17 protein-coding genes are annotated in these 17,811 nt (G+C 43.1%); 12 read left to right on the forward strand and 5 right to left on the reverse strand.

The window, feature by feature from the left end:
• Nucleotides 1-77: 77 nt before the first annotated feature.
• Together WMO37_RS11390 and WMO37_RS11395 are read left to right on the forward strand one after the other, a co-directional pair.
• Entirely contained in the window at nt 78-1,061 is a 984-nt protein-coding gene (locus WMO37_RS11390; RefSeq protein ID WP_022431795.1) for a D-isomer specific 2-hydroxyacid dehydrogenase family protein, read from the forward strand.
• 113 nt (nt 1,062-1,174) lie between these two features.
• The gene (locus WMO37_RS11395; protein WP_022431796.1) at nt 1,175-2,047 is read left to right on the forward strand and encodes a phosphoribosylaminoimidazolesuccinocarboxamide synthase; all 873 of its coding nucleotides are present in this window, start codon (nt 1,175-1,177) and stop codon (nt 2,045-2,047) included.
• A 220-nt stretch (nt 2,048-2,267) separates the two neighbouring features.
• Here WMO37_RS11395 and rfbC read toward each other — a convergent pair whose 3' ends face one another.
• From rfbC to WMO37_RS11420, 5 genes are all read right to left on the reverse strand, one after another.
• Entirely contained in the window at nt 2,268-2,879 is a 612-nt protein-coding gene (gene rfbC, locus WMO37_RS11400; RefSeq protein WP_022431797.1) for a dTDP-4-dehydrorhamnose 3,5-epimerase, read from the reverse strand.
• Between the two features lie 274 nt (nt 2,880-3,153).
• On the reverse strand, nt 3,154-4,038 hold the full coding sequence (rfbD, locus tag WMO37_RS11405; protein ID WP_349155073.1) for a dTDP-4-dehydrorhamnose reductase: 885 nt from the start codon (nt 4,036-4,038) through the stop codon (nt 3,154-3,156).
• Between the two features lie 18 nt (nt 4,039-4,056).
• The gene (gene rfbB, locus WMO37_RS11410; protein WP_022431799.1) at nt 4,057-5,076 is read right to left on the reverse strand and encodes a dTDP-glucose 4,6-dehydratase; all 1,020 of its coding nucleotides are present in this window, start codon (nt 5,074-5,076) and stop codon (nt 4,057-4,059) included.
• 10 nt (nt 5,077-5,086) lie between these two features.
• The gene (rfbA, locus tag WMO37_RS11415; protein WP_022431800.1) at nt 5,087-5,983 is read right to left on the reverse strand and encodes a glucose-1-phosphate thymidylyltransferase RfbA; all 897 of its coding nucleotides are present in this window, start codon (nt 5,981-5,983) and stop codon (nt 5,087-5,089) included.
• A gap of 137 nt (nt 5,984-6,120) precedes the next feature.
• The gene (locus WMO37_RS11420) at nt 6,121-7,305 is read right to left on the reverse strand and encodes a MerR family transcriptional regulator (protein ID WP_349155074.1); all 1,185 of its coding nucleotides are present in this window, start codon (nt 7,303-7,305) and stop codon (nt 6,121-6,123) included.
• 212 nt (nt 7,306-7,517) lie between these two features.
• Between WMO37_RS11420 and WMO37_RS11425 the strand changes: the two genes are divergently transcribed.
• From WMO37_RS11425 to WMO37_RS11470, 10 genes are all read left to right on the forward strand, one after another.
• Nucleotides 7,518-7,841 (forward strand): P-II family nitrogen regulator, encoded by a 324-nt coding sequence (locus WMO37_RS11425; protein ID WP_022431802.1) that lies wholly within the window; start codon nt 7,518-7,520, stop codon nt 7,839-7,841.
• 16 nt (nt 7,842-7,857) lie between these two features.
• Nucleotides 7,858-8,190, forward strand: a complete 333-nt coding sequence (locus WMO37_RS11430) for a P-II family nitrogen regulator (protein WP_022431803.1) — start codon at nt 7,858-7,860, stop codon at nt 8,188-8,190.
• Between the two features lie 130 nt (nt 8,191-8,320).
• The gene (locus WMO37_RS11435) at nt 8,321-9,103 is read left to right on the forward strand and encodes an ABC transporter permease (protein ID WP_022431804.1); all 783 of its coding nucleotides are present in this window, start codon (nt 8,321-8,323) and stop codon (nt 9,101-9,103) included.
• Nucleotides 9,104-9,156: 53 nt separating this feature from the next.
• The gene (locus WMO37_RS11440; RefSeq protein ID WP_022431805.1) at nt 9,157-10,194 is read left to right on the forward strand and encodes a taurine ABC transporter substrate-binding protein; all 1,038 of its coding nucleotides are present in this window, start codon (nt 9,157-9,159) and stop codon (nt 10,192-10,194) included.
• A 29-nt stretch (nt 10,195-10,223) separates the two neighbouring features.
• The gene (locus WMO37_RS11445; protein ID WP_349155075.1) at nt 10,224-11,039 is read left to right on the forward strand and encodes an ABC transporter ATP-binding protein; all 816 of its coding nucleotides are present in this window, start codon (nt 10,224-10,226) and stop codon (nt 11,037-11,039) included.
• Between the two features lie 175 nt (nt 11,040-11,214).
• The gene (locus tag WMO37_RS11450; protein ID WP_349155076.1) at nt 11,215-12,411 is read left to right on the forward strand and encodes a BMP family ABC transporter substrate-binding protein; all 1,197 of its coding nucleotides are present in this window, start codon (nt 11,215-11,217) and stop codon (nt 12,409-12,411) included.
• A 12-nt stretch (nt 12,412-12,423) separates the two neighbouring features.
• Nucleotides 12,424-14,124 carry a methyl-accepting chemotaxis protein gene (locus tag WMO37_RS11455; protein ID WP_349155077.1) on the forward strand — a complete coding sequence of 567 codons (1,701 nt, stop codon included), beginning with the start codon at nt 12,424-12,426 and terminating at the stop codon, nt 14,122-14,124.
• A gap of 371 nt (nt 14,125-14,495) precedes the next feature.
• Nucleotides 14,496-14,714 (forward strand): hypothetical protein, encoded by a 219-nt coding sequence (locus tag WMO37_RS11460; RefSeq protein ID WP_349155078.1) that lies wholly within the window; start codon nt 14,496-14,498, stop codon nt 14,712-14,714.
• Between the two features lie 53 nt (nt 14,715-14,767).
• A complete protein-coding gene (locus WMO37_RS11465) occupies nt 14,768-15,859 on the forward strand; it encodes an iron-containing alcohol dehydrogenase family protein (RefSeq protein ID WP_349155079.1) in 1,092 nt (363 codons plus the stop codon).
• A gap of 1,171 nt (nt 15,860-17,030) precedes the next feature.
• Nucleotides 17,031-17,795: a delta-lactam-biosynthetic de-N-acetylase gene (locus tag WMO37_RS11470; RefSeq protein WP_436970288.1), complete on the forward strand. Its 765-nt coding sequence runs from the start codon at nt 17,031-17,033 to the stop codon at nt 17,793-17,795.
• Nucleotides 17,796-17,811 lie beyond the last annotated feature (16 nt).

Consider the following 17,811-nt stretch of genomic DNA (forward strand, 5'->3'; position numbering starts at 1 on the left):
CACACAGCAATTTGTTTCCGAGTGAAAACAAATTGCCTAATGGCAGATGAGAAATCGCTCAGAATAGGAGTAGTATAATGAAGCTTTTTGTATACAGTATGAGAGAATATGATGAACTGGCCTTTTTTGAGAAGTTCTGTGGGGAATACGGTGTGGAATTCGGGTATACGACACAGACACCGTGCCTTGAAAATGTAGAGCTTGCAAAGGGCTATGATGTTGTGGATATTATCACGACAATTATGGATAAGCCGATGATTGATGCGTTTCATGCGGCGGGAATCCGCTGTATTTCATCAAGAACGATTGGGTATGACCATATAGATACGGAATATGCCCATACGCTTGGCATGGGTGTGACTCATGTAACTTACAATCCGGCGAGTGTGGCGGATTATACCATTATGTTAATGCTGATGGGGTGCCGTAAGGCAAAGCACATTATGGAACGTGCCGCGATTCAGGATTATACGCTCAAAGGAAAAATCGGTAGGGAGTTCAGCGACTGTACGGTTGGTGTAATTGGTACGGGACGCATCGGAAAAACGGTGATTGACCATCTTGGCGGTTTTGGCTGTAAAATGCTTGCTTATGATATTTACGAGCAGGAAGCAGTAAGGGAAAAGGCAGAATACGTAAGCCTTGACAGACTGATTCGGGAAAGTGATATTATTACACTGCACGCACCGGCAACAGATGATAATTATCACATGATTGATACGCAGGCAATTCAGAAAATGAAGGACGGTGTCATTATAATCAATTGTGCGAGAGGTGCGCTGATTGACACGGATGCTTTAATTGAAGGCATTGAAAATGGAAAAGTTGGTTTTGCGGGGTTAGATGTTGTGGAACATGAGAGCGGACTGTATTATTTTAACCGTATGGGTGAACCGCTTGGCAATCCAAAGCTAGCAATCCTGCGTTCCTATTCCAATGTCGTTGTAACACCGCATACCGCATTTTACACGGATGAAGCCGTATCCAATATGGCAGAAAATTCGATTATCGGAGCAATGAAATTTATCAGCGGGGAACACAGCAGTTTTGAAGTCAGGTGATGGCAGATGAGAAATTGCCTGCGCTTGGCATATTTTCATAAAATACGGCTTGAGTACCGGTGTCGAATATTGTATACTAAAGTAAATTGTAAAAAATGGAGGATATAAAGAAAATGCAGGAATTTAAACCATTCAAAGAAGGAAAAGTAAGAGAAGTTTACGATATCGGAGAGAATCTTATTCTTGTGGCAACAGACAGAATATCAGCATTCGACCACATTTTAAAGAATAAGATTACAGATAAGGGTGCAATCTTAACACAGATGTCAAAGTTCTGGTTTGATTACACAAAGGATATTGTAAAGAATCATATGGTTTCTGTAGATGTAAAAGATATGCCGGAATTTTTCCAGTCAGAAAAATACGACGGAAACAGCATGCTGTGCAAGAAGCTGGAAATGCTCCCGATTGAATGTATCGTGCGTGGATACATTACAGGCAGTGGTTGGGAAAGCTACAAGAAGAACGGTACTGTTTGTGGCATCAGCCTTCCGGAAGGTTTAAAGGAATCAGAAAAACTGCCTGAACCGATTTATACTCCAAGTACAAAGGCTGAATTAGGCGATCATGATGAAAATATTTCTTTCGAGCAGAGCGTAGAAGTGTTAGAAAAGCTTTATCCGGGCAAGGGCAGAGATTATGCAACACAGATTAAGGACTGTACAATCAAGCTTTACAAGAAGTGCGCAGAATACGCATTAAGCAAGGGAATTATCATTGCAGATACAAAGTTTGAATTTGGTCTGGATGAGAACGGCAACGTTGTTATCGGTGATGAAATGCTCACACCGGACAGCTCAAGATTCTGGCCGTTAGAAGGATACGAAGCAGGAAAGTCACAGCCGTCATATGACAAGCAGTTCGTAAGAGACTGGTTAAAAGCAAATCCGGACAGCGACTACCTCCTCCCGGACGATGTAATCGATAAGACAATTGCAAAATATAAAGAAGCATTTGAATTATTAACAGGCAGAAAATTCGCTTAACTGTAAATGATGGAGCCAAAGCGTAAATAAAAGCAGTGCAGTACCAAAATAAGCCGAAGTCAAGTAACACGGTAAATTTTTGCCTATAATGTTCCGACTGCCATGCTCTCCCCTCATGGAGCCAAAGCGTAAATAAAAGCAGTGCAGTACCAAAATAAGCCGAAGTCAAGTAACACGTTGAGGCGTTTTTGGTACTGCACTGCTTTCTTATTTTTACACTTTATGCGAAATGAAACGTATCCTTCAATCCCTTCCACAGCTGATCCTTATCGCTGAGTAACAGCTTCGTGCCGTCATCAAGGCTGTAGCCGTCTCCGGACGGGGTGCCGTTATAGGAGCCGGTAAGCTTGGGCCATACAATTCCGATTTCCGGGTCATTCCATGCGAGACCGCCCTCGTCATTCGGGTGGTAGAAGTCCGTACATTTATAGCAGAATTCTGCGGTATCGCTTAATACTAAAAATCCGTGTGCAAAGCCTTCTGGGATATAAAACTGCTTTTTATTTTCTTCTGAAAGCTCCACACCGAACCACTTGCCGTATGTTTGGCTGTTTTCACGTAAATCCACGGCAACATCAAAAACGCAGCCTTTGATGACACGTACCAGTTTGCCCTGTGGGTACTGCTTCTGAAAATGTAAACCGCGCAGAACACCCTTTGAAGAAGCAGACTGGTTGTCCTGTACGAACTGCATTGTAAGTCCGGCTTCCTCCATATCCTTTTGATTGTAAGTTTCCATAAAATATCCGCGTGAATCGCCGTGAACGGTTGGTGTAATCACGCACAGGCCTTCAATTCCGCCTGCATTTTTTTCAACCTGAATCTGTCCCATATTATACTCCATTCCGCAGGCATCTTGATGCCGGAGGAATCGCAAGTCAAATGAATATTTGACTTTGCGATAAAAAGCGACTTTGTGACGCCTGCGGCACAAAGTGCTATGCGAAAATCTTTAATATATGGATTTTCGCATTTTCCTCCATTCCTGAGCAACTTGTTGCGTAGATGCGATGAGAAATTCGCGCAGGCGATTTCTCATCTGCTATCATAACGATTTGTTTTTGTTCACACTTCTCCATTCCACGGGCATTTTCATGCCCTTGTTATTACAAAATTTCTTTCAAATATCGTTTTAGTGCATCCTGCCATGTCGGAAGCGGAGTAAATCCGTTTTCAACAAGCTTGTGCTTATCCAGACGGCTGTTAAACGGTCTTGCGGCTTTGGAAATGCCGTATTCCGCCGTGGTAACAGGAGCAACCGTTAAATGTCCGCTGTCATATTCACTGTGTCCTAAAGCCACAGCTTCGGCAAAAATAGCCGTCGCGAAGTCATACCAGCTGATAAAGCCGCCTTCGTTGGTTGCGTGGTAGTAACCGTATTTGTCGGTTTCGATCATATCGACAAGCAGGCGTGCTAAATCAAACGTATAAGTCGGTGTGCCAATCTGGTCATTGACAACCGTCAGTTTATCGTGGCTTGCGCCGACCTTTAACATCGTTTTGATAAAGTTATTGCCGTTTAGACCGAATACCCATGCAATACGGACGATAAAATACTTGGAAAGCAGACCGGAAACGGCGAGTTCCCCGTCTAATTTGCTCTGTCCGTACACATTTAACGGTGCATAGTCCTTACAGTCCGGTTTCCAGCTGTCAGTTCCCTGACCGTTAAATACATAATCGGTTGAAATATACATGCAGGCAATATCCAGATGTTTACACATTTTAGCGATATTTTCCGTACCGATGGCGTTGACAAGATGGACTTTTTCCTGATTTTCGGCATCTTCTGCGGCATCGACAGCCGTCCATGCGGCACAGTGAATGACCGCTTCCGGAGAAACCGCTGTCAGTGTCTTTTCAACACTGGCAAAGTCCGTAATGTCCATTTCTTCAATATCAACACCGACAGCAGTGTGTCCGCGTTTTTCAAGTTCATTTACAACGTCATGTCCGAGCTGTCCTTTGACACCGGTAACAAGCACTTTCATAAATTTATGTCCTTTCTATTAGCGGTTTTTATACATTTTTTCATAGTAATCCTGATATTCGCCGGAAATAATGGTTTTCCACCAGTCCTGATTGTCCAGATACCACCGGATGGTTTTCTTAATGCCGTCTGCGAACTTTGTTTCAGGAAGCCAGCCCAGTTCATTGTGAATCTTTGTCGGGTCAATGGCATAACGCATATCGTGTCCCTTGCGGTCGGTTACATAAGTAATCAGGCTTTCCGGTTTGCCAAGCTCCTTGCAGATAATCTTTACGATATCTATATTTTTCATTTCGTTATGGCCGCCGATATTATAAACCTCACCGACACGTCCCTTGTGAATAATTAAATCAATCGCCTTGCAGTGGTCCTCTACATAGAGCCAGTCACGCACATTTTCACCTTTTCCGTAAACCGGAAGCGGCTTGTCATTTAAGGCATTTGCAATCATTAACGGAATCAGCTTTTCCGGAAAATGATATGGACCGTAGTTGTTGGAACAGCGGCTGATTGTTACCGGCAGGCCGTAGGTTCTGTGGTAGGCAAGCACCAGTAAATCCGCACCGGCCTTTGAGGAACTGTAAGGACTGCTGGTGTGAATCGGCGTTTCTTCCGTGAAGAATAAATCCGGTCTGTCAAGTGGCAGGTCGCCGTATACTTCATCGGTAGAAACCTGATGATAACGTGTAATGCCGTATTTGCGGCAGGCGTCCATTAAAACGGCAGTACCTTTGATGTTCGTATCCAGAAAGATTTCCGGGTTTTCAATAGAGCGGTCAACATGGCTTTCAGCGGCGAAGTTGACAACGATATCCGGCTTTTCTTCTTCAAAAAGACGGTAAACGGCCTCACGGTCCGTAATGCTTTCCTTTACAAAACGGAAATTCGGGTTGTCCATAACAGGCTCTAACGTTGATAAATTTCCGGCATAGGTTAGGCAGTCTAAGCAGACAATCCTGTAATCCGGGTATTTGTTTAACATATGAAAAATAAAGTTGCTTCCGATAAATCCGGCACCGCCGGTTACAATAATAGTCATAAATCCTCCTTTAGTGCAGTACATCCATATATTTGCCGTCTAAGACATCTTTTAAATACTGTCCGTACTGGTTTTTCTTTAACAGTTCATAAACCTTTAATACATCTTCCTTTGAAATCCAGCCGTTTAAATAAGCGATTTCTTCAAGGCAGGCAATCTTTCTGTGCTGGTGCTGTTCAATTGTTTTTACAAAATTGGTAGCTTCGACAAGGCTTTCGTGCGTTCCGGTATCCAGCCATGTAAAACCCTGTCCTAAAAGCTCGACATTTAACTGGTTTTCTTCCAGATAAATGCGGTTTAAATCAGTAATTTCAAGTTCGCCGCGCGCACTTGGCTTTAAATTTTTAGCGTATTTAACAACGCGGTTGTCATAAAAATACAGGCCGGTAACACAGTAATTGCTCTTTGGCTTTGCCGGTTTTTCTTCAATGGATACGGCTTTGCCATTTTTGTCAAATTCTACAATACCGAACCGCTCCGGGTCGTCTACGTAGTAGCCAAAAACGGTGGCACCTCTGCCGCTTTCGGCATTTTCAATCGCGGCTTTTAAACGTTTCTTTAAACCGTGTCCGGCAAAAATGTTATCGCCGAGTACCATGGCAACACTGTCATCACCGATAAATTCTTCACCGATAATAAATGCCTGTGCCAGTCCGTCCGGGCTTGGCTGTTCTTTGTAAGATAAGCGGACACCAAACTGGCTGCCGTCGCGCAGCAGTTCCTGAAAACGCGGTAAATCCTGTGGTGTTGAAATAATTAAAATGTCGCGGATGCCGGCATTCATGAGTACGGACAGCGGATAGTAAATCATCGGCTTATCGTAAACCGGCAGCAGTTGTTTTGAAGTGACCATGGTCAGCGGATAAAGACGTGTGCCTGAACCGCCTGCTAAAATAATTCCTTTCATAAAACCTCCAGTCTTTTGTAGAAACAGTAAATGCTTTGTTCTAAAATCAGGCAAATAAATTTTGTCAATATACCCAGTATAAAAGATGACGTTACGTCACCTTCAAGCTTTTTCCGGAAAATTTTATGAAAGAATTTCTATATTTTATTCCGGCAGATAAAAAGCCCTGCCGATTTTGTAATATGAAATCCTTTGAGCGTCTTTTTTTCCACAAAGCGGCGGAAATCCTGATAACGTTCTAACAGATACTGGTTTTGGTTGCCGTGGCAGGAAAGAATATATTCAATCAGCGGTGCTGCATCTGTGACATATAAGGCATCGTCATAGAGCTGTGTTGAAATTTCTGAAAAATACGGTGCAAGGAGTTCTGCGCCGTTTTCAAGCCCAAACCTTGCATACAGGGCATCACCGGATAATTGGATACGGCTGTCAAACTCCTGGACGAGTGCCGTGATTTCCTGCATATGGGAAGCACCGTAGGTACTGCATAGAAACCTTCCTCCGGGAACTAATATGCGGGATACTTCACGGCAGACTTTTGCAATATCATCACAGTAAAACAGTACATGATTGGCAATCACAAGGTCAAAGCTGTCTGAGGCAAATGGAATCCGGTGGCAGTCAAATGCCTGAAAAGAAAAGCGGGAATCACTGCCGATACGCCTTCTGACATCACGCAGCATGCCTTCTGAAATATCGGATAAGACTGCGGAAATATTTTGAGGAAGTTTTGCCATATTTTCATTCCAGAGTGTACCGTCCCCACAGCCGATTTCCAGAATGCGCATACCGTCTGTGATTTTACAGTTGTGGTAAATCCATGGAAACCACCCCGTCTGATTTTGGGAATACATTTCATGCAGACGGATACGGGCAGAAATATTGCTGGCATTCTGATACTGTGTCTTTAAACTCTTTTCCATACCGGTCAGGTGAATCAGATGCAGCATCTGGCTCCAGTTTACGGTGTGATTTTTGGAAATTTCACGGGAAGTATCCTGAATTGCCTGTTTCACCAGCTGCATCTGTTCGATTTTATCATCAATCAGCTTTAACTGGAGATTTAAGGCATTCTGCATCAGGTGATAGTCGGTATCATTAATCGTCATTTCACGGATATCTTCCAGTGAAAAACCGAGATATTTCAATAATAAAATCTGCTGGAGCCGTACAAAGTCCTCATCTGTATAAAAACGCGCACCGCTTTCATTAATATAAGAAGGTTTTAAAATATTCTGTTGGTCGTAATAGCGGATTGTCCGTACCGATACCTCTGCCATATGTGCAAACTGACCGGACGTATAATAACCTGGAAGCTTCATAATTGATACTCCTTTCCACAGGTATTTTAATGCATACACTTTTTCCTAGACACTATCACATTTTTATAAAAAAAGCAAAGACCTGTGCACCAGCACAAAAAACTTTGTTTTTCAAGACATTGTGAATGGATACAGGAGGTGCTAAACTTTCAATCAGATTCAAACAAACAAAAGCACAACACCGCAGGAAGCGGTAGAAAAGGAGGGGCATTATGGTAATGATTCGGGCGATTATCAGACCGGAGAAAGTAGATGAAACCTTAAAGACACTGGCAGATGCAGGATATCCGGCGGTAACTAAAATTGAGGTATATGGACGAGGCAAGCAAAAGGGCTTACAGGTCGGTTCCGTGTTCTATGATGAACTTCCGAAGGAAATGCTGATGATTGTTGTAGACGATGAAGTAGAAGAAAAGGTTTGTTCTTTGATTATCGGAACGGCAAGAACCGGTGAAGGCAATTTCGGTGACGGACGAATTTTTGTAACACCGATTAAGAAAGCCTATACAATCAGTTCAAAGACAGAAGGACTGTAGAAAGGCAGGGAATGTTATGGTAGAAATTATCGCAATTGTGCGGCCAAACAAAACGGCAGAAACCAAACAGGCACTGCTTGACATCGGAAAGCCGGGATTCACATGCGTGAGAGTCAGCGGCAGAGGAAAACAGGCAGTGGTACGGACCTTTATGGACGGTTCGGTCATTACAACAGGATTAAACAATAAGCGGATGTTTATTATAGAAGCAGAAAATGATGATGAACAGCTTATCGTTGATAAATTAATGGCAGTCAACTGCACCGGAGAACACGGTGACGGCAGAATCTTTACAGTGGATTTGCAAAGCTCTTACAGCGTAAGAGAAGGAAAGGTCATGACAATTTAATATATAAAACAAGGAAGCAAAGGGGCTTGACAGGAATAAATCCGTCAGGCTCCTTTTTGTCCGGCTATTTGTTTGTGAGCAAAAACAAATAGTTATGATGAAAAAATTTGCTCGGAAATGAGGATTAGGTATGAAGAAAAAGAAAAAAATTTCAACAGAACGGATTATTTCCGTCTGTGCAGTCATTTTATTTTTTGCCGCATGGTATCTGGTAACGGCACTGGAACTGGTTGATCCGAAGCTGATTCCGACACCGAAGGCAACATGGGATTCATTTGTAGAAGTTTTAACACAAGGATATAAGGGACACACCTTATTACAGCATTTGGGAACCAGTATGGAACGACTTTTAAAAGCCTTCCTGCTTTCCGTAGTAACGGCTGTACCGCTTGGACTTTTAAGCGGTTTTAGTTCCAAAATCAAGGCATTTGTCGAACCGTTTATCGAATTTTACAGACCACTGCCGCCGCTGGCTTACTACACGCTGCTGACACTGGCACTCGGTATCGGTAACAGTTCAAAGATTGCACTGTTATTCTTAGCCTGCTTTGCACCGATTTATGTGGCATGTGTATCGGCAGTCGCAAGAATTAAGGAAGATTATATCAATGCCGCCTATACGGTCGGCGCAACCCGGATGCAGGTGTTCTGGAGTGTGATTTTACCTTCCTGTGCAGCCGAAATCTTTGTTGGATTAAGAACTGCTATTGGTGTAGCATATTCCACACTGGTAGCCGCCGAAATGGTAGCCGCATCTTCCGGTATCGGCTGGATGGTTGTTGATGCGGGCAACTGGTTTAGAAATGACATTATCTTTGTCGGTATTTTCGTTATGGGCTTTACGGGCCTTTTCATTGACTGGCTTTTAAAATTCCTTGAAAAGAAGCTGGTTCCGTGGAGCGGCAAGGATTGATAAAAATAGATGACAGAAGCAAAAAACAGGGATTAAAGAAGGGAGAAAACATTATGAGAGTAAAGAGATTGGTAAGTCTGGCACTGGCAGGTATGCTTGCGGCGTCTGTTGCATTAACGGGCTGCGGCAGTAAAAAGGAAGCAACGACATCGGATGGTAAAACCATTGTAAAAATCGGTACACAGCAGATGCCAAACGATGAAGGCATTGCAAAGGCAATGAATTATTTCCAGGAGGAAATGGGTGACAGCGTCAGCGTGGAAATCGTGGAATTTAGTTCCGGCAAAGACGTAAACACCGCCCTGGCGGCAGGAAGTATTGACTTTGGACTGGAGGGTTCTTGTCCGGCTTCGCTTGCAATCGCACAGGATTTAGGCGTGGAATTAATCTGGATTCATGAAGTTTTAGGTGATGTGGAATCCCTTGTTGCAACAGGCACATCAGGGATTAATACCGTAGCGGATTTAAAGGGTAAAAAGGTGGCGGTTCCGTTTGCATCCACAGCCCATTTTTCACTCTTAAAGGCAATGGAAAATGCCGGACTAAGTGCATCGGATGTAACGGTACTGGATATGCAGCCGGATAAAATCTACGCTTCATGGAACAGTGGCGATATTGACGCGGCTTATATCTGGGAGCCGACATTATCCCAGTTATCCAATAAGAAAACTGTAATAACGAGCGGTGAACTTGCAAAAGCCGGATATATGACCTCCAATGTTGAAGTGGTCCGTACAAAGTTTGCAGAAGCACACCCGGATATTGTAGCCGCTTATGTAAAGGCACTTGATAAATCTGTATCCATGTATAAGAACGATGAAAGCACCGCAATCAAGACGATTGCAGAAGCAATGGAACTGACAGAAGACAATGCAAAATTCCAGATGAGTGGTTCGACATGGCTGACAGGCAGTGAACAGATTTCCTCAACGTATCTTGGAACAAGCAGTGCAAAGGGTGCTGTGGTACAGAACCTTTACGACACGGCAGAATTTTTAAAGACACAGGGCAGTATTACAAAAGTACCGGACAAGTCCGTATTTGAAAAAGCAGTGAATCCGAAGTACATTGAAACCGCATTGGGTAAGTAATGTCAGACAGGCAGAGAGAGGTGAAGGTTATGGCAAGTGAAATCAAAAGGGAAACGGTCGTTTCCATAAAAAATGCGTATTTAAGATACGCCAGTGAAAAGGGAAGTGTGACAGCACTTGAAAATGTCAATCTGGAAATTGAAAAGGGTGAGTTTATCTGTGTATTAGGCCCGTCCGGCTGTGGCAAGAGTACACTGCTTAAAATCATAGCAGGATTTCATCAGCCGACAGAAGGAACGGCAATGATGGGTGATACGCCGATTACAGGACCGTCTGCAGACCGCGGGGTTGTTTTCCAGACACCGACATTGTATCCATGGTTAAATATTTATCAAAATGTGGAATACGGACCGAAAATGCGTAAAGTTCCAAAAGATGAGCGCGAAGCAGATGTTAAAAAGTATCTGGAGCTGGTTGGCTTAAAGGATTTTGCAAAGCAGAAGCCGTATGAATTATCCGGCGGCATGAAGCAGAGAGCCTCTCTTGCAAGGGTGCTTGTCAACCAGCCGAAGATGATTCTCATGGATGAGCCGTTTGGCGCGCTTGATGCCTTAACCAGACAGAACATGCAGACGTTAATCCGTGAAATCTGGAATAAGACCGGCAATACGATTTTCCTGATTACACACGATGTCGATGAAGCGCTGGCACTGGCAACAAGAGTAATCGTCATGTCTTCAAGACCGGGACGGATTGTCAAAGAATTTCATACGGATTTTACCTACGATATCGTAGGCACGAATCAGGAAAGTGCAAAATATACACAGGAATATATGCATATCCGTGAGGAAATATTAAGCATTATTAATACGCAGAATGCGGCATTGACGGCAGATGCCATTTAAAACATAAAGCAAAGCGGGCAGAAAATTATTTTTGTCCGCTTATTTGTGCGTATTAAAAAAATATAAAAAGTCTAAAAAAATCCGAAATAAAGCGTTACAAATTCTTATTTTTATGATAAATTATAGTATATATATGCAACCACAGATGTATTGTAGTGACAAAGGGGAGATTCATATGAATAAGAAAGTGTATTGTAAGCGTACAAAAGCGTTTTACAGAATCTTTGCGGCAGCAGCGTGCAGTTTGCTGCTGGCAGGGTGTCAGGCACAGAAGCCGGACGATTATGCAACCAATCAGGGCTATTCTGATAACAGTACCGTATCGGTACAAAATACCACAGGCATTACCAAAGAAAATATCAAAGTCGGGGTCATTCATTTGTCTGATCCGGCAGAGGGAAGCGGCTATACCTATACACATGATTTAGGGATTCAGGGGATGCAGCAAAACCTCGGACTTTCAGATGACCAGATTATACGCAAAATCAATGTCGATGACAGTGATGCACAAAAGACACGCACTGCGATTCAGGAGTGTATTGATGCGGGCTGTAATATCATATTTTCCACAAGCTGGGGCTATATGCAGACCACCGCAGAAATGGCGGAACAGTATCCGTCTGTGTATTTTTCACACGGCACGGGCTATTTAAGCAACGGTAAAAATTTTAACAACTATTTCGGAAAAATCTATCAGCCGCGGTATTTAAGCGGAATTGTGGCAGGCATGAACACCAAAACCAATAAAATCGGCTACGTTGCCGCAATGGATTCTTCCAATTCAGAAGTTACGGGCGGTATTGATGCTTTCGCACTGGGTGTATATTCTGTCAATCCGGATGCACAGATTTACGTTAAGGTAACAAACAGCTGGTACAGTCCTGAAGCGGAAAAAGCCGCCGCAGCGACATTGCTTGATATGAACTGTGACGTGATTACACAGCACTGTGACACGCTTTATCCACAGACACTGGCACAGGAGCGGGGCGTTTACAGTATCGGTTATAATTCGGATATGAGTAAAAATGCGCCAGATGCCTGTTTATGTAGTGTCATCTGGAACTGGAGTGCTTATTACACCTCTGCGGTACAGAGTGTTCTGGACGGAACGTGGGACGGCAGTAATTATTACGGCGGCATGAATGAAAATCTGGTCAGCATTACGGAATTGGCAGATTTTTGTGCGGCAGGGACAAAACAGAAGGTGGACGAAGCCAAACAGCAGATTTTATCCGGGAAAAACGGTGTGTTTGACGGTGTCATTGAAACCAATACGGGAGAAACCGTAGGCGAACAGGGTAAAACACTTGATGCCGCAACGATTACCGGCAAAATCAACTGGTACTTTAAAACTGTTCACGTTGTCGAATAGGGGGAATTACAGATGAGTATTAAAAAGAAAATTTTATCCATTACCATTATACCGGTGCTGCTTTTAGGCATTGTATCCATTTTTTTAACCTTTACCACGGTAAAAGGTGCATTAATCAATCAGATTGAGGAAGCGCTAAAAGGCACTGCGGCGGCGACACTGGCGGCATATGACCAGAATACGGGCGATTACATACAGACCAGCAATGGCGATATCTGGAAGGGCAGCTATAACATTTCCAAGTCGGAAAGTCTGGTAGACCGTATCAAAAAGAACACGGATATGGATGTCACATTTTTCTATGGAAACGAACGGATTATGACTTCGGCTGCGGACTCGGATGGAAACCGCATTTTAGGTTCACCGGCGGGCGATGTGATTATTACAAAGGTTCTGCAAAACGGCGAAGAATATTTCAGCGAAAACGTATCATTAGAAGGAAATATAAATTATGGCTATTACATGCCGGTTTATCAGAATGGTTCGGACAGTGAGATTATCGGCATGGTCTTTGTCGGTACGGATAAGGCGCAAAAAGATGCGGTCATCAACAGGATTCTTGGCAGTATTGTTATGGCGGTGATTGTGATTATGCTTGTGTGTATTGCATTTGCCATGAAAATGGCATTGTCTATGAGCAGTAATATCCAAAGCAGCATCCAGGTTGTTGAGGAGCTGGCACAGGGCAACTTAAAAGTATGGGTCGATGAAAAACTGCTTGCAAGAAAAGATGAAATTGGTGCACTCTCGAAAGTAACGATTACACTCCGTGATGCCATGCAGTCCGTTATCTGTGAAATTTCGGAAAATGCCAAGCATTTGTCAGAGGCATCGGATGTGCTGGGGATGGCAGCAGACACCACCAACGGCACGATGACACAGGTAAAAGATACTGTGGCAATGATTGTGGATAATTCAGCACAGCAGGCAGAAAATTCCAAGAATACTTCAGCACAGATGCAGATTATGGGTGAAAATATCACGCAGACGACACAGGAAGTCGGCGTGTTAGACGAAAATGCACAGGCAATGCAGCAGTCCGGCCGCAGGGCGGCAGAAACGCTGTTAAATCTCATGAAAATCAATGACGAAGTGGAGCATACAATAAAAGAGGTACAGGAGCAGACGAACAGAACGAATGACTCCGTCAATAAAATTTACGAGGCAACGGCACTGATTACGTCGATTGCGGAAGAAACCAATCTGTTAAGCCTGAATGCTTCGATTGAGGCGGCAAGGGCAGGAGAAAGCGGCAGGGGCTTTGCCGTGGTTGCCGATCAGATTAAAAAGCTGGCAGACCAGTCCAACGAATCGAGCCGTGAAATCGGTGAAACTACGCAGGTACTTATGGAGGATTCCGCAAAAGCCGTGGAAAATATGCAGCAGATGCAGCAGATTCTACAGAATCAGAGTGAAAGCATGCAGGCAACCCAAAATATTGTGGAAGAGGTGCTTTCGGGTATTGGGGAATCCATGCAGAGTATCGGACAGATTAAAAGCAGTACACAGCGGCTTGACAGCTCCCGCAGTGAAGTCGTGGAAGCCGTGTCGGCGCTCTCTGAAATTGCCGGAAACAACATGGAAGGCACGAAAAAGACATATAATGAAACAGAAGCGGTTGCAGGAACATTTAAACAGGTCTATGAAAGTGCCGAACAGCTCCGTCAGATTGCCGAACAGCTTGTACAGAGCATTGATTATTTCAAAATGTAAAAAAGAGGTTGAATTTCACACAGTAATGTGCTAAACTCGGCAATAAATAAAAAAGACAAACCGTTGAATAAGAGTAGTAGCATGAGCGTAAGAGATTACAGAGAACTGCATGTGGTGAGAAAGCAGTATTTCCGGTTCATGTGAATGGACTTATGAGGGCAGCCTGAAATGATAGTAGGAGCTGACGGAAACTCTAACCGTTATGATGAGAGCATATCGTCTGACTGTAGTAATCGCCGTTTTGACGGACTATAGAAAGACCGTATGTGAGATTTCCATACAGGTGGCGTGCAGAAAAGATTTCTGTTCCTTTAGGGAACGGAAATCTTTTTTTTATTTCGGTTTGTAACAAAAAGAAAAGAGGAAAGACCATGAAGGAAAAGACACAAAACGCAGGCAGAGGCGCATCCCTTGCAATGGGTGTTGCATTTGTCGGATTCACAACACGGTTTGGCTTAATTCCGCTGGTTAAGACGGGTTATTCTTATATCGGTTATGCAACGCTGATTGTGATACCGTTTATTGTCCATATGATTGTAGGCTGCGTGAAAAAACAGCCGGTCATGGGCAGCGAAGCAGCTGAAAATTAAAAAACTGATACGTGTTTTGCGGGCATGAAAATGTCTGCGGAAAGGATAGAATCATGAAATTAGAAAATTATGAATTACATTTACCGAGTTATTCTGTAGGAAAAGAGGTCTATAACCAGATTGGAAAAATCTGTAAACCATACGGCGCAAAGGTGCTTGTAATCGGCGGTAAAAAGGCGCTTTCTGCGGCATTTGACAAAATCAGTAAAAATGCGGCGGACGGCGGGCTGGATATTATCGGAAAAGAAATTTACGGAACAGACTGCACGTATGAGGCAGTAGAACGCCTTGCCGCACTGACGTCATTTCAAGAAGCCGATATGGTGTTTGCCGTGGGCGGTGGAAAGGCAATTGATACCTGCAAATGTCTGTGTATCGAGTGTGAAAAGCCGGTGTTTACATTCCCGACAATCGCTTCCAACTGTGCGGCATGTACTTCTGTTTCAATTATGTATCATGAAGACGGCATATTTTTCAAACCACATTTCTTTACACATCCGGCAGCTCACGCATTTATCGATACACAGATTATTGCCGCAGCACCGTACCGTTATCTGTGGGCGGGTATCGGCGACACGTATGCGAAAAATTACGAAGCTGAGATTTCTTCACGCGGTGAAAAACTGCCGCATTATACGGAGGTCGGGGTCGGATTTTCCAAAATGTGCCTGACACCGATGCTTGAATACGGCAGACAGGCATTGGAGGATAATAAAAAGGGTGTTGCAACCGAAGCACTGGAGCAGGTAGCTTTAGCGATTGTGGTTACGACAGCGATTGTATCCATTTTCCTTACAAGGGACTTTACACCGGATTACAACAGTGGTCTGGCACATGCCTGCTTTTATGCGCTGACGGCGTATCCGGTCATTGAAAAAGAACATCTGCACGGCGAGGTTGTCGGATTCGGTGTACTGTATGCCCTGCTTGTAGACGGACAACAGGAGGAATTTGAAAAAATCTATGCGTTAAATAAAGAGCTGGGACTTCCGGTGCGCATTGCCGATATCGGCATTACCGAGGAGCAGTTCTTTGAAACCATGGACAGGATTCCGCAGATGTCCGATATCCGCCATTATCCGTATGTAGTGACAAAGGAAATGCTGATGCAGGCATATGAAACGATAGAACAGCTGCCAGTATAAAATGTCAGAATATTCATAATAAAATATACAATTTATAGAAAAGAATGAAAATAATTAAAATTTATTTGAAAAAAGTATTGACAAATAATAACCTGCGTGTTAATATACAATCACAAACAAACAAGAACTTCAAACATAAGAGTTCTTAAAAGGAGGTTGATTCCAATGCAGAACGAAGGAATACACCTACAATATGAGAGTGGTAAGGCATAGCAGTTCCCTCGCAAGAATACCTTTACCGATATAACAAATGGAAGATTCCTATAAAGAGATAGGAAAAGAAGGAAAAGGTAATACAGGCTGGCACTCATATTGAAGATTTACCACAACAATAATATGAAAGATTTCAGATTTGTGTAAAGAAACAAATACTGAAAAGGTATCAAAAATATACGACCGGAACACTTCTGATACCAGTAAAAGATTTTGGTTATCAACGAAATCAAAGTCAATGAAGATGCAGAAGTAAAAGGAAACTATATTTCAGATATCTTGAAACTGTCAGAACCCGTGAAAGATGACAGAAAGAAGCTTCATATTATCCGAATGAAACAGATTCAATGAAAGCAATTTCAAGGAATCAGGTATCATTCAAAAAAATGTATCAATGTTCTAAGTAAGAAAACAAAAAGGAAGATTTTTTAAAGAAAAGATTCCAAAAAGAAAACTTACGAGCAGGGAATAAAAAGGTGATGTTGCCTTTGTACAATCAGAACAGATTTCATCGAAGAAATTGAAAAATGAAGTAAAATTCATAAAATCAATGAAGAATCGAAGAAAAAGGAGTTTAAAATTGGATAACGCAGAGTCTTAGAACGGCCGTTGTATCAAACATTCGTAGTTGGTATGACGGTCGTTCATTTTGCTCATTTTGCATTAAAAAGCATGAAAAAGGAATAGTGCCAAAACGGCGGGAATATAGTATATAGCGTGAAAAAATGCCGGTGTAATTATTTTTTGCATTGGAATTTGGTTCTTATGAAACAAATCTGCGCGGTAAAAATCTAGTATTTGTGGATTGGAGAGGTGTATGAAACTGCTGTGGAGGTCGGGACGCAGGCGCGGTAAAGCTGATGGCAAAGAAAAGGAAAAAGACATTAGGGAAAGCAGGAAACCGTGGTCGGGGATAACGGCACAGAAAGTAAGTATCGTGGCAGTGCTGTTTTTAGTAATGTATGCGCTGGGAGCGCTGACAGCAAAAAAGGCGGAGAGTGTCGGTGTGTCGGCATTACTGCATGAAAAAAGTGAAAACTGGGGACTGGGTTTTGGCACGGAAGGAAAGCCGCCGACAGGAAATGCGAGTGCAGAGGAATTAAAAAAATACAATGCGTATTTTATCGGGGATACAACACAGAATACGATTTATCTGACATTTGACTGCGGCTATGAAAACGGCAATACAGAGCCGATTTTAGATGCGTTGAAAAAACATGATGTAAAGGCGACCTTTTTTGTGGTCGGAAATTTTCTGGAAACCAGCCCGGAGATAGTCAGACGGATGATTGCGGAGGGGCATACGGTCGGCAATCATACCTATCATCATCTGGATATGTCATCCATTTCAAGCATGGATGCCTTTAAAAAGGAAACGCAGGACGTTGAAAATCTGTTTGAGCAGATTACAGGGACACCGATAACAAAATTTTACCGTCCGCCGCAGGGCAAATACAATATTGAAAACTTAAAAATGGCGCAGGAGCTTGGCTACCACACGTTTTTCTGGAGTCTTGCTTATGTGGACTGGTATCAGGATAAACAGCCGACAAAAGACGAAGCGTTTGGCAAGCTGCTTAAAAGAATACACCCCGGCGCAATCGTGCTGTTACATTCCACGTCCTCGACAAATGCGCAGATTTTAGACGAATTGTTGACCAAGTGGGAAGAAATGGGATATACTATAAAACCGTTGACAGAACTGGCTGGCGCAGCAACATGACACATAATAAATGTAT

Source organism: Lachnospira intestinalis, from assembly GCF_040095895.1.
Lineage (GTDB): Bacteria > Bacillota > Clostridia > Lachnospirales > Lachnospiraceae > Lachnospira > Lachnospira intestinalis.

What these genes read in the sequence shown, in the direction of transcription:
- WMO37_RS11390 (WP_022431795.1), top strand. Translation starts at nt 78, where the DNA reads ATGAAGCTTTTTGTATACAGTATGAGAGAATATGATGAACTGGCCTTT.
- WMO37_RS11395 (WP_022431796.1), top strand. Translation starts at nt 1,175, where the DNA reads ATGCAGGAATTTAAACCATTCAAAGAAGGAAAAGTAAGAGAAGTTTAC.
- rfbC (WP_022431797.1), bottom strand. Translation starts at nt 2,879, where the DNA reads ATGGGACAGATTCAGGTTGAAAAAAATGCAGGCGGAATTGAAGGCCTG.
- rfbD (WP_349155073.1), bottom strand. Translation starts at nt 4,038, where the DNA reads ATGAAAGTGCTTGTTACCGGTGTCAAAGGACAGCTCGGACATGACGTT.
- rfbB (WP_022431799.1), bottom strand. Translation starts at nt 5,076, where the DNA reads ATGACTATTATTGTAACCGGCGGTGCCGGATTTATCGGAAGCAACTTT.
- rfbA (WP_022431800.1), bottom strand. Translation starts at nt 5,983, where the DNA reads ATGAAAGGAATTATTTTAGCAGGCGGTTCAGGCACACGTCTTTATCCG.
- WMO37_RS11420 (WP_349155074.1), bottom strand. Translation starts at nt 7,305, where the DNA reads ATGAAGCTTCCAGGTTATTATACGTCCGGTCAGTTTGCACATATGGCA.
- WMO37_RS11425 (WP_022431802.1), top strand. Translation starts at nt 7,518, where the DNA reads ATGGTAATGATTCGGGCGATTATCAGACCGGAGAAAGTAGATGAAACC.
- WMO37_RS11430 (WP_022431803.1), top strand. Translation starts at nt 7,858, where the DNA reads ATGGTAGAAATTATCGCAATTGTGCGGCCAAACAAAACGGCAGAAACC.
- WMO37_RS11435 (WP_022431804.1), top strand. Translation starts at nt 8,321, where the DNA reads ATGAAGAAAAAGAAAAAAATTTCAACAGAACGGATTATTTCCGTCTGT.
- WMO37_RS11440 (WP_022431805.1), top strand. Translation starts at nt 9,157, where the DNA reads ATGAGAGTAAAGAGATTGGTAAGTCTGGCACTGGCAGGTATGCTTGCG.
- WMO37_RS11445 (WP_349155075.1), top strand. Translation starts at nt 10,224, where the DNA reads ATGGCAAGTGAAATCAAAAGGGAAACGGTCGTTTCCATAAAAAATGCG.
- WMO37_RS11450 (WP_349155076.1), top strand. Translation starts at nt 11,215, where the DNA reads ATGAATAAGAAAGTGTATTGTAAGCGTACAAAAGCGTTTTACAGAATC.
- WMO37_RS11455 (WP_349155077.1), top strand. Translation starts at nt 12,424, where the DNA reads ATGAGTATTAAAAAGAAAATTTTATCCATTACCATTATACCGGTGCTG.
- WMO37_RS11460 (WP_349155078.1), top strand. Translation starts at nt 14,496, where the DNA reads ATGAAGGAAAAGACACAAAACGCAGGCAGAGGCGCATCCCTTGCAATG.
- WMO37_RS11465 (WP_349155079.1), top strand. Translation starts at nt 14,768, where the DNA reads ATGAAATTAGAAAATTATGAATTACATTTACCGAGTTATTCTGTAGGA.
- WMO37_RS11470 (WP_436970288.1), top strand. Translation starts at nt 17,031, where the DNA reads ATGTATGCGCTGGGAGCGCTGACAGCAAAAAAGGCGGAGAGTGTCGGT.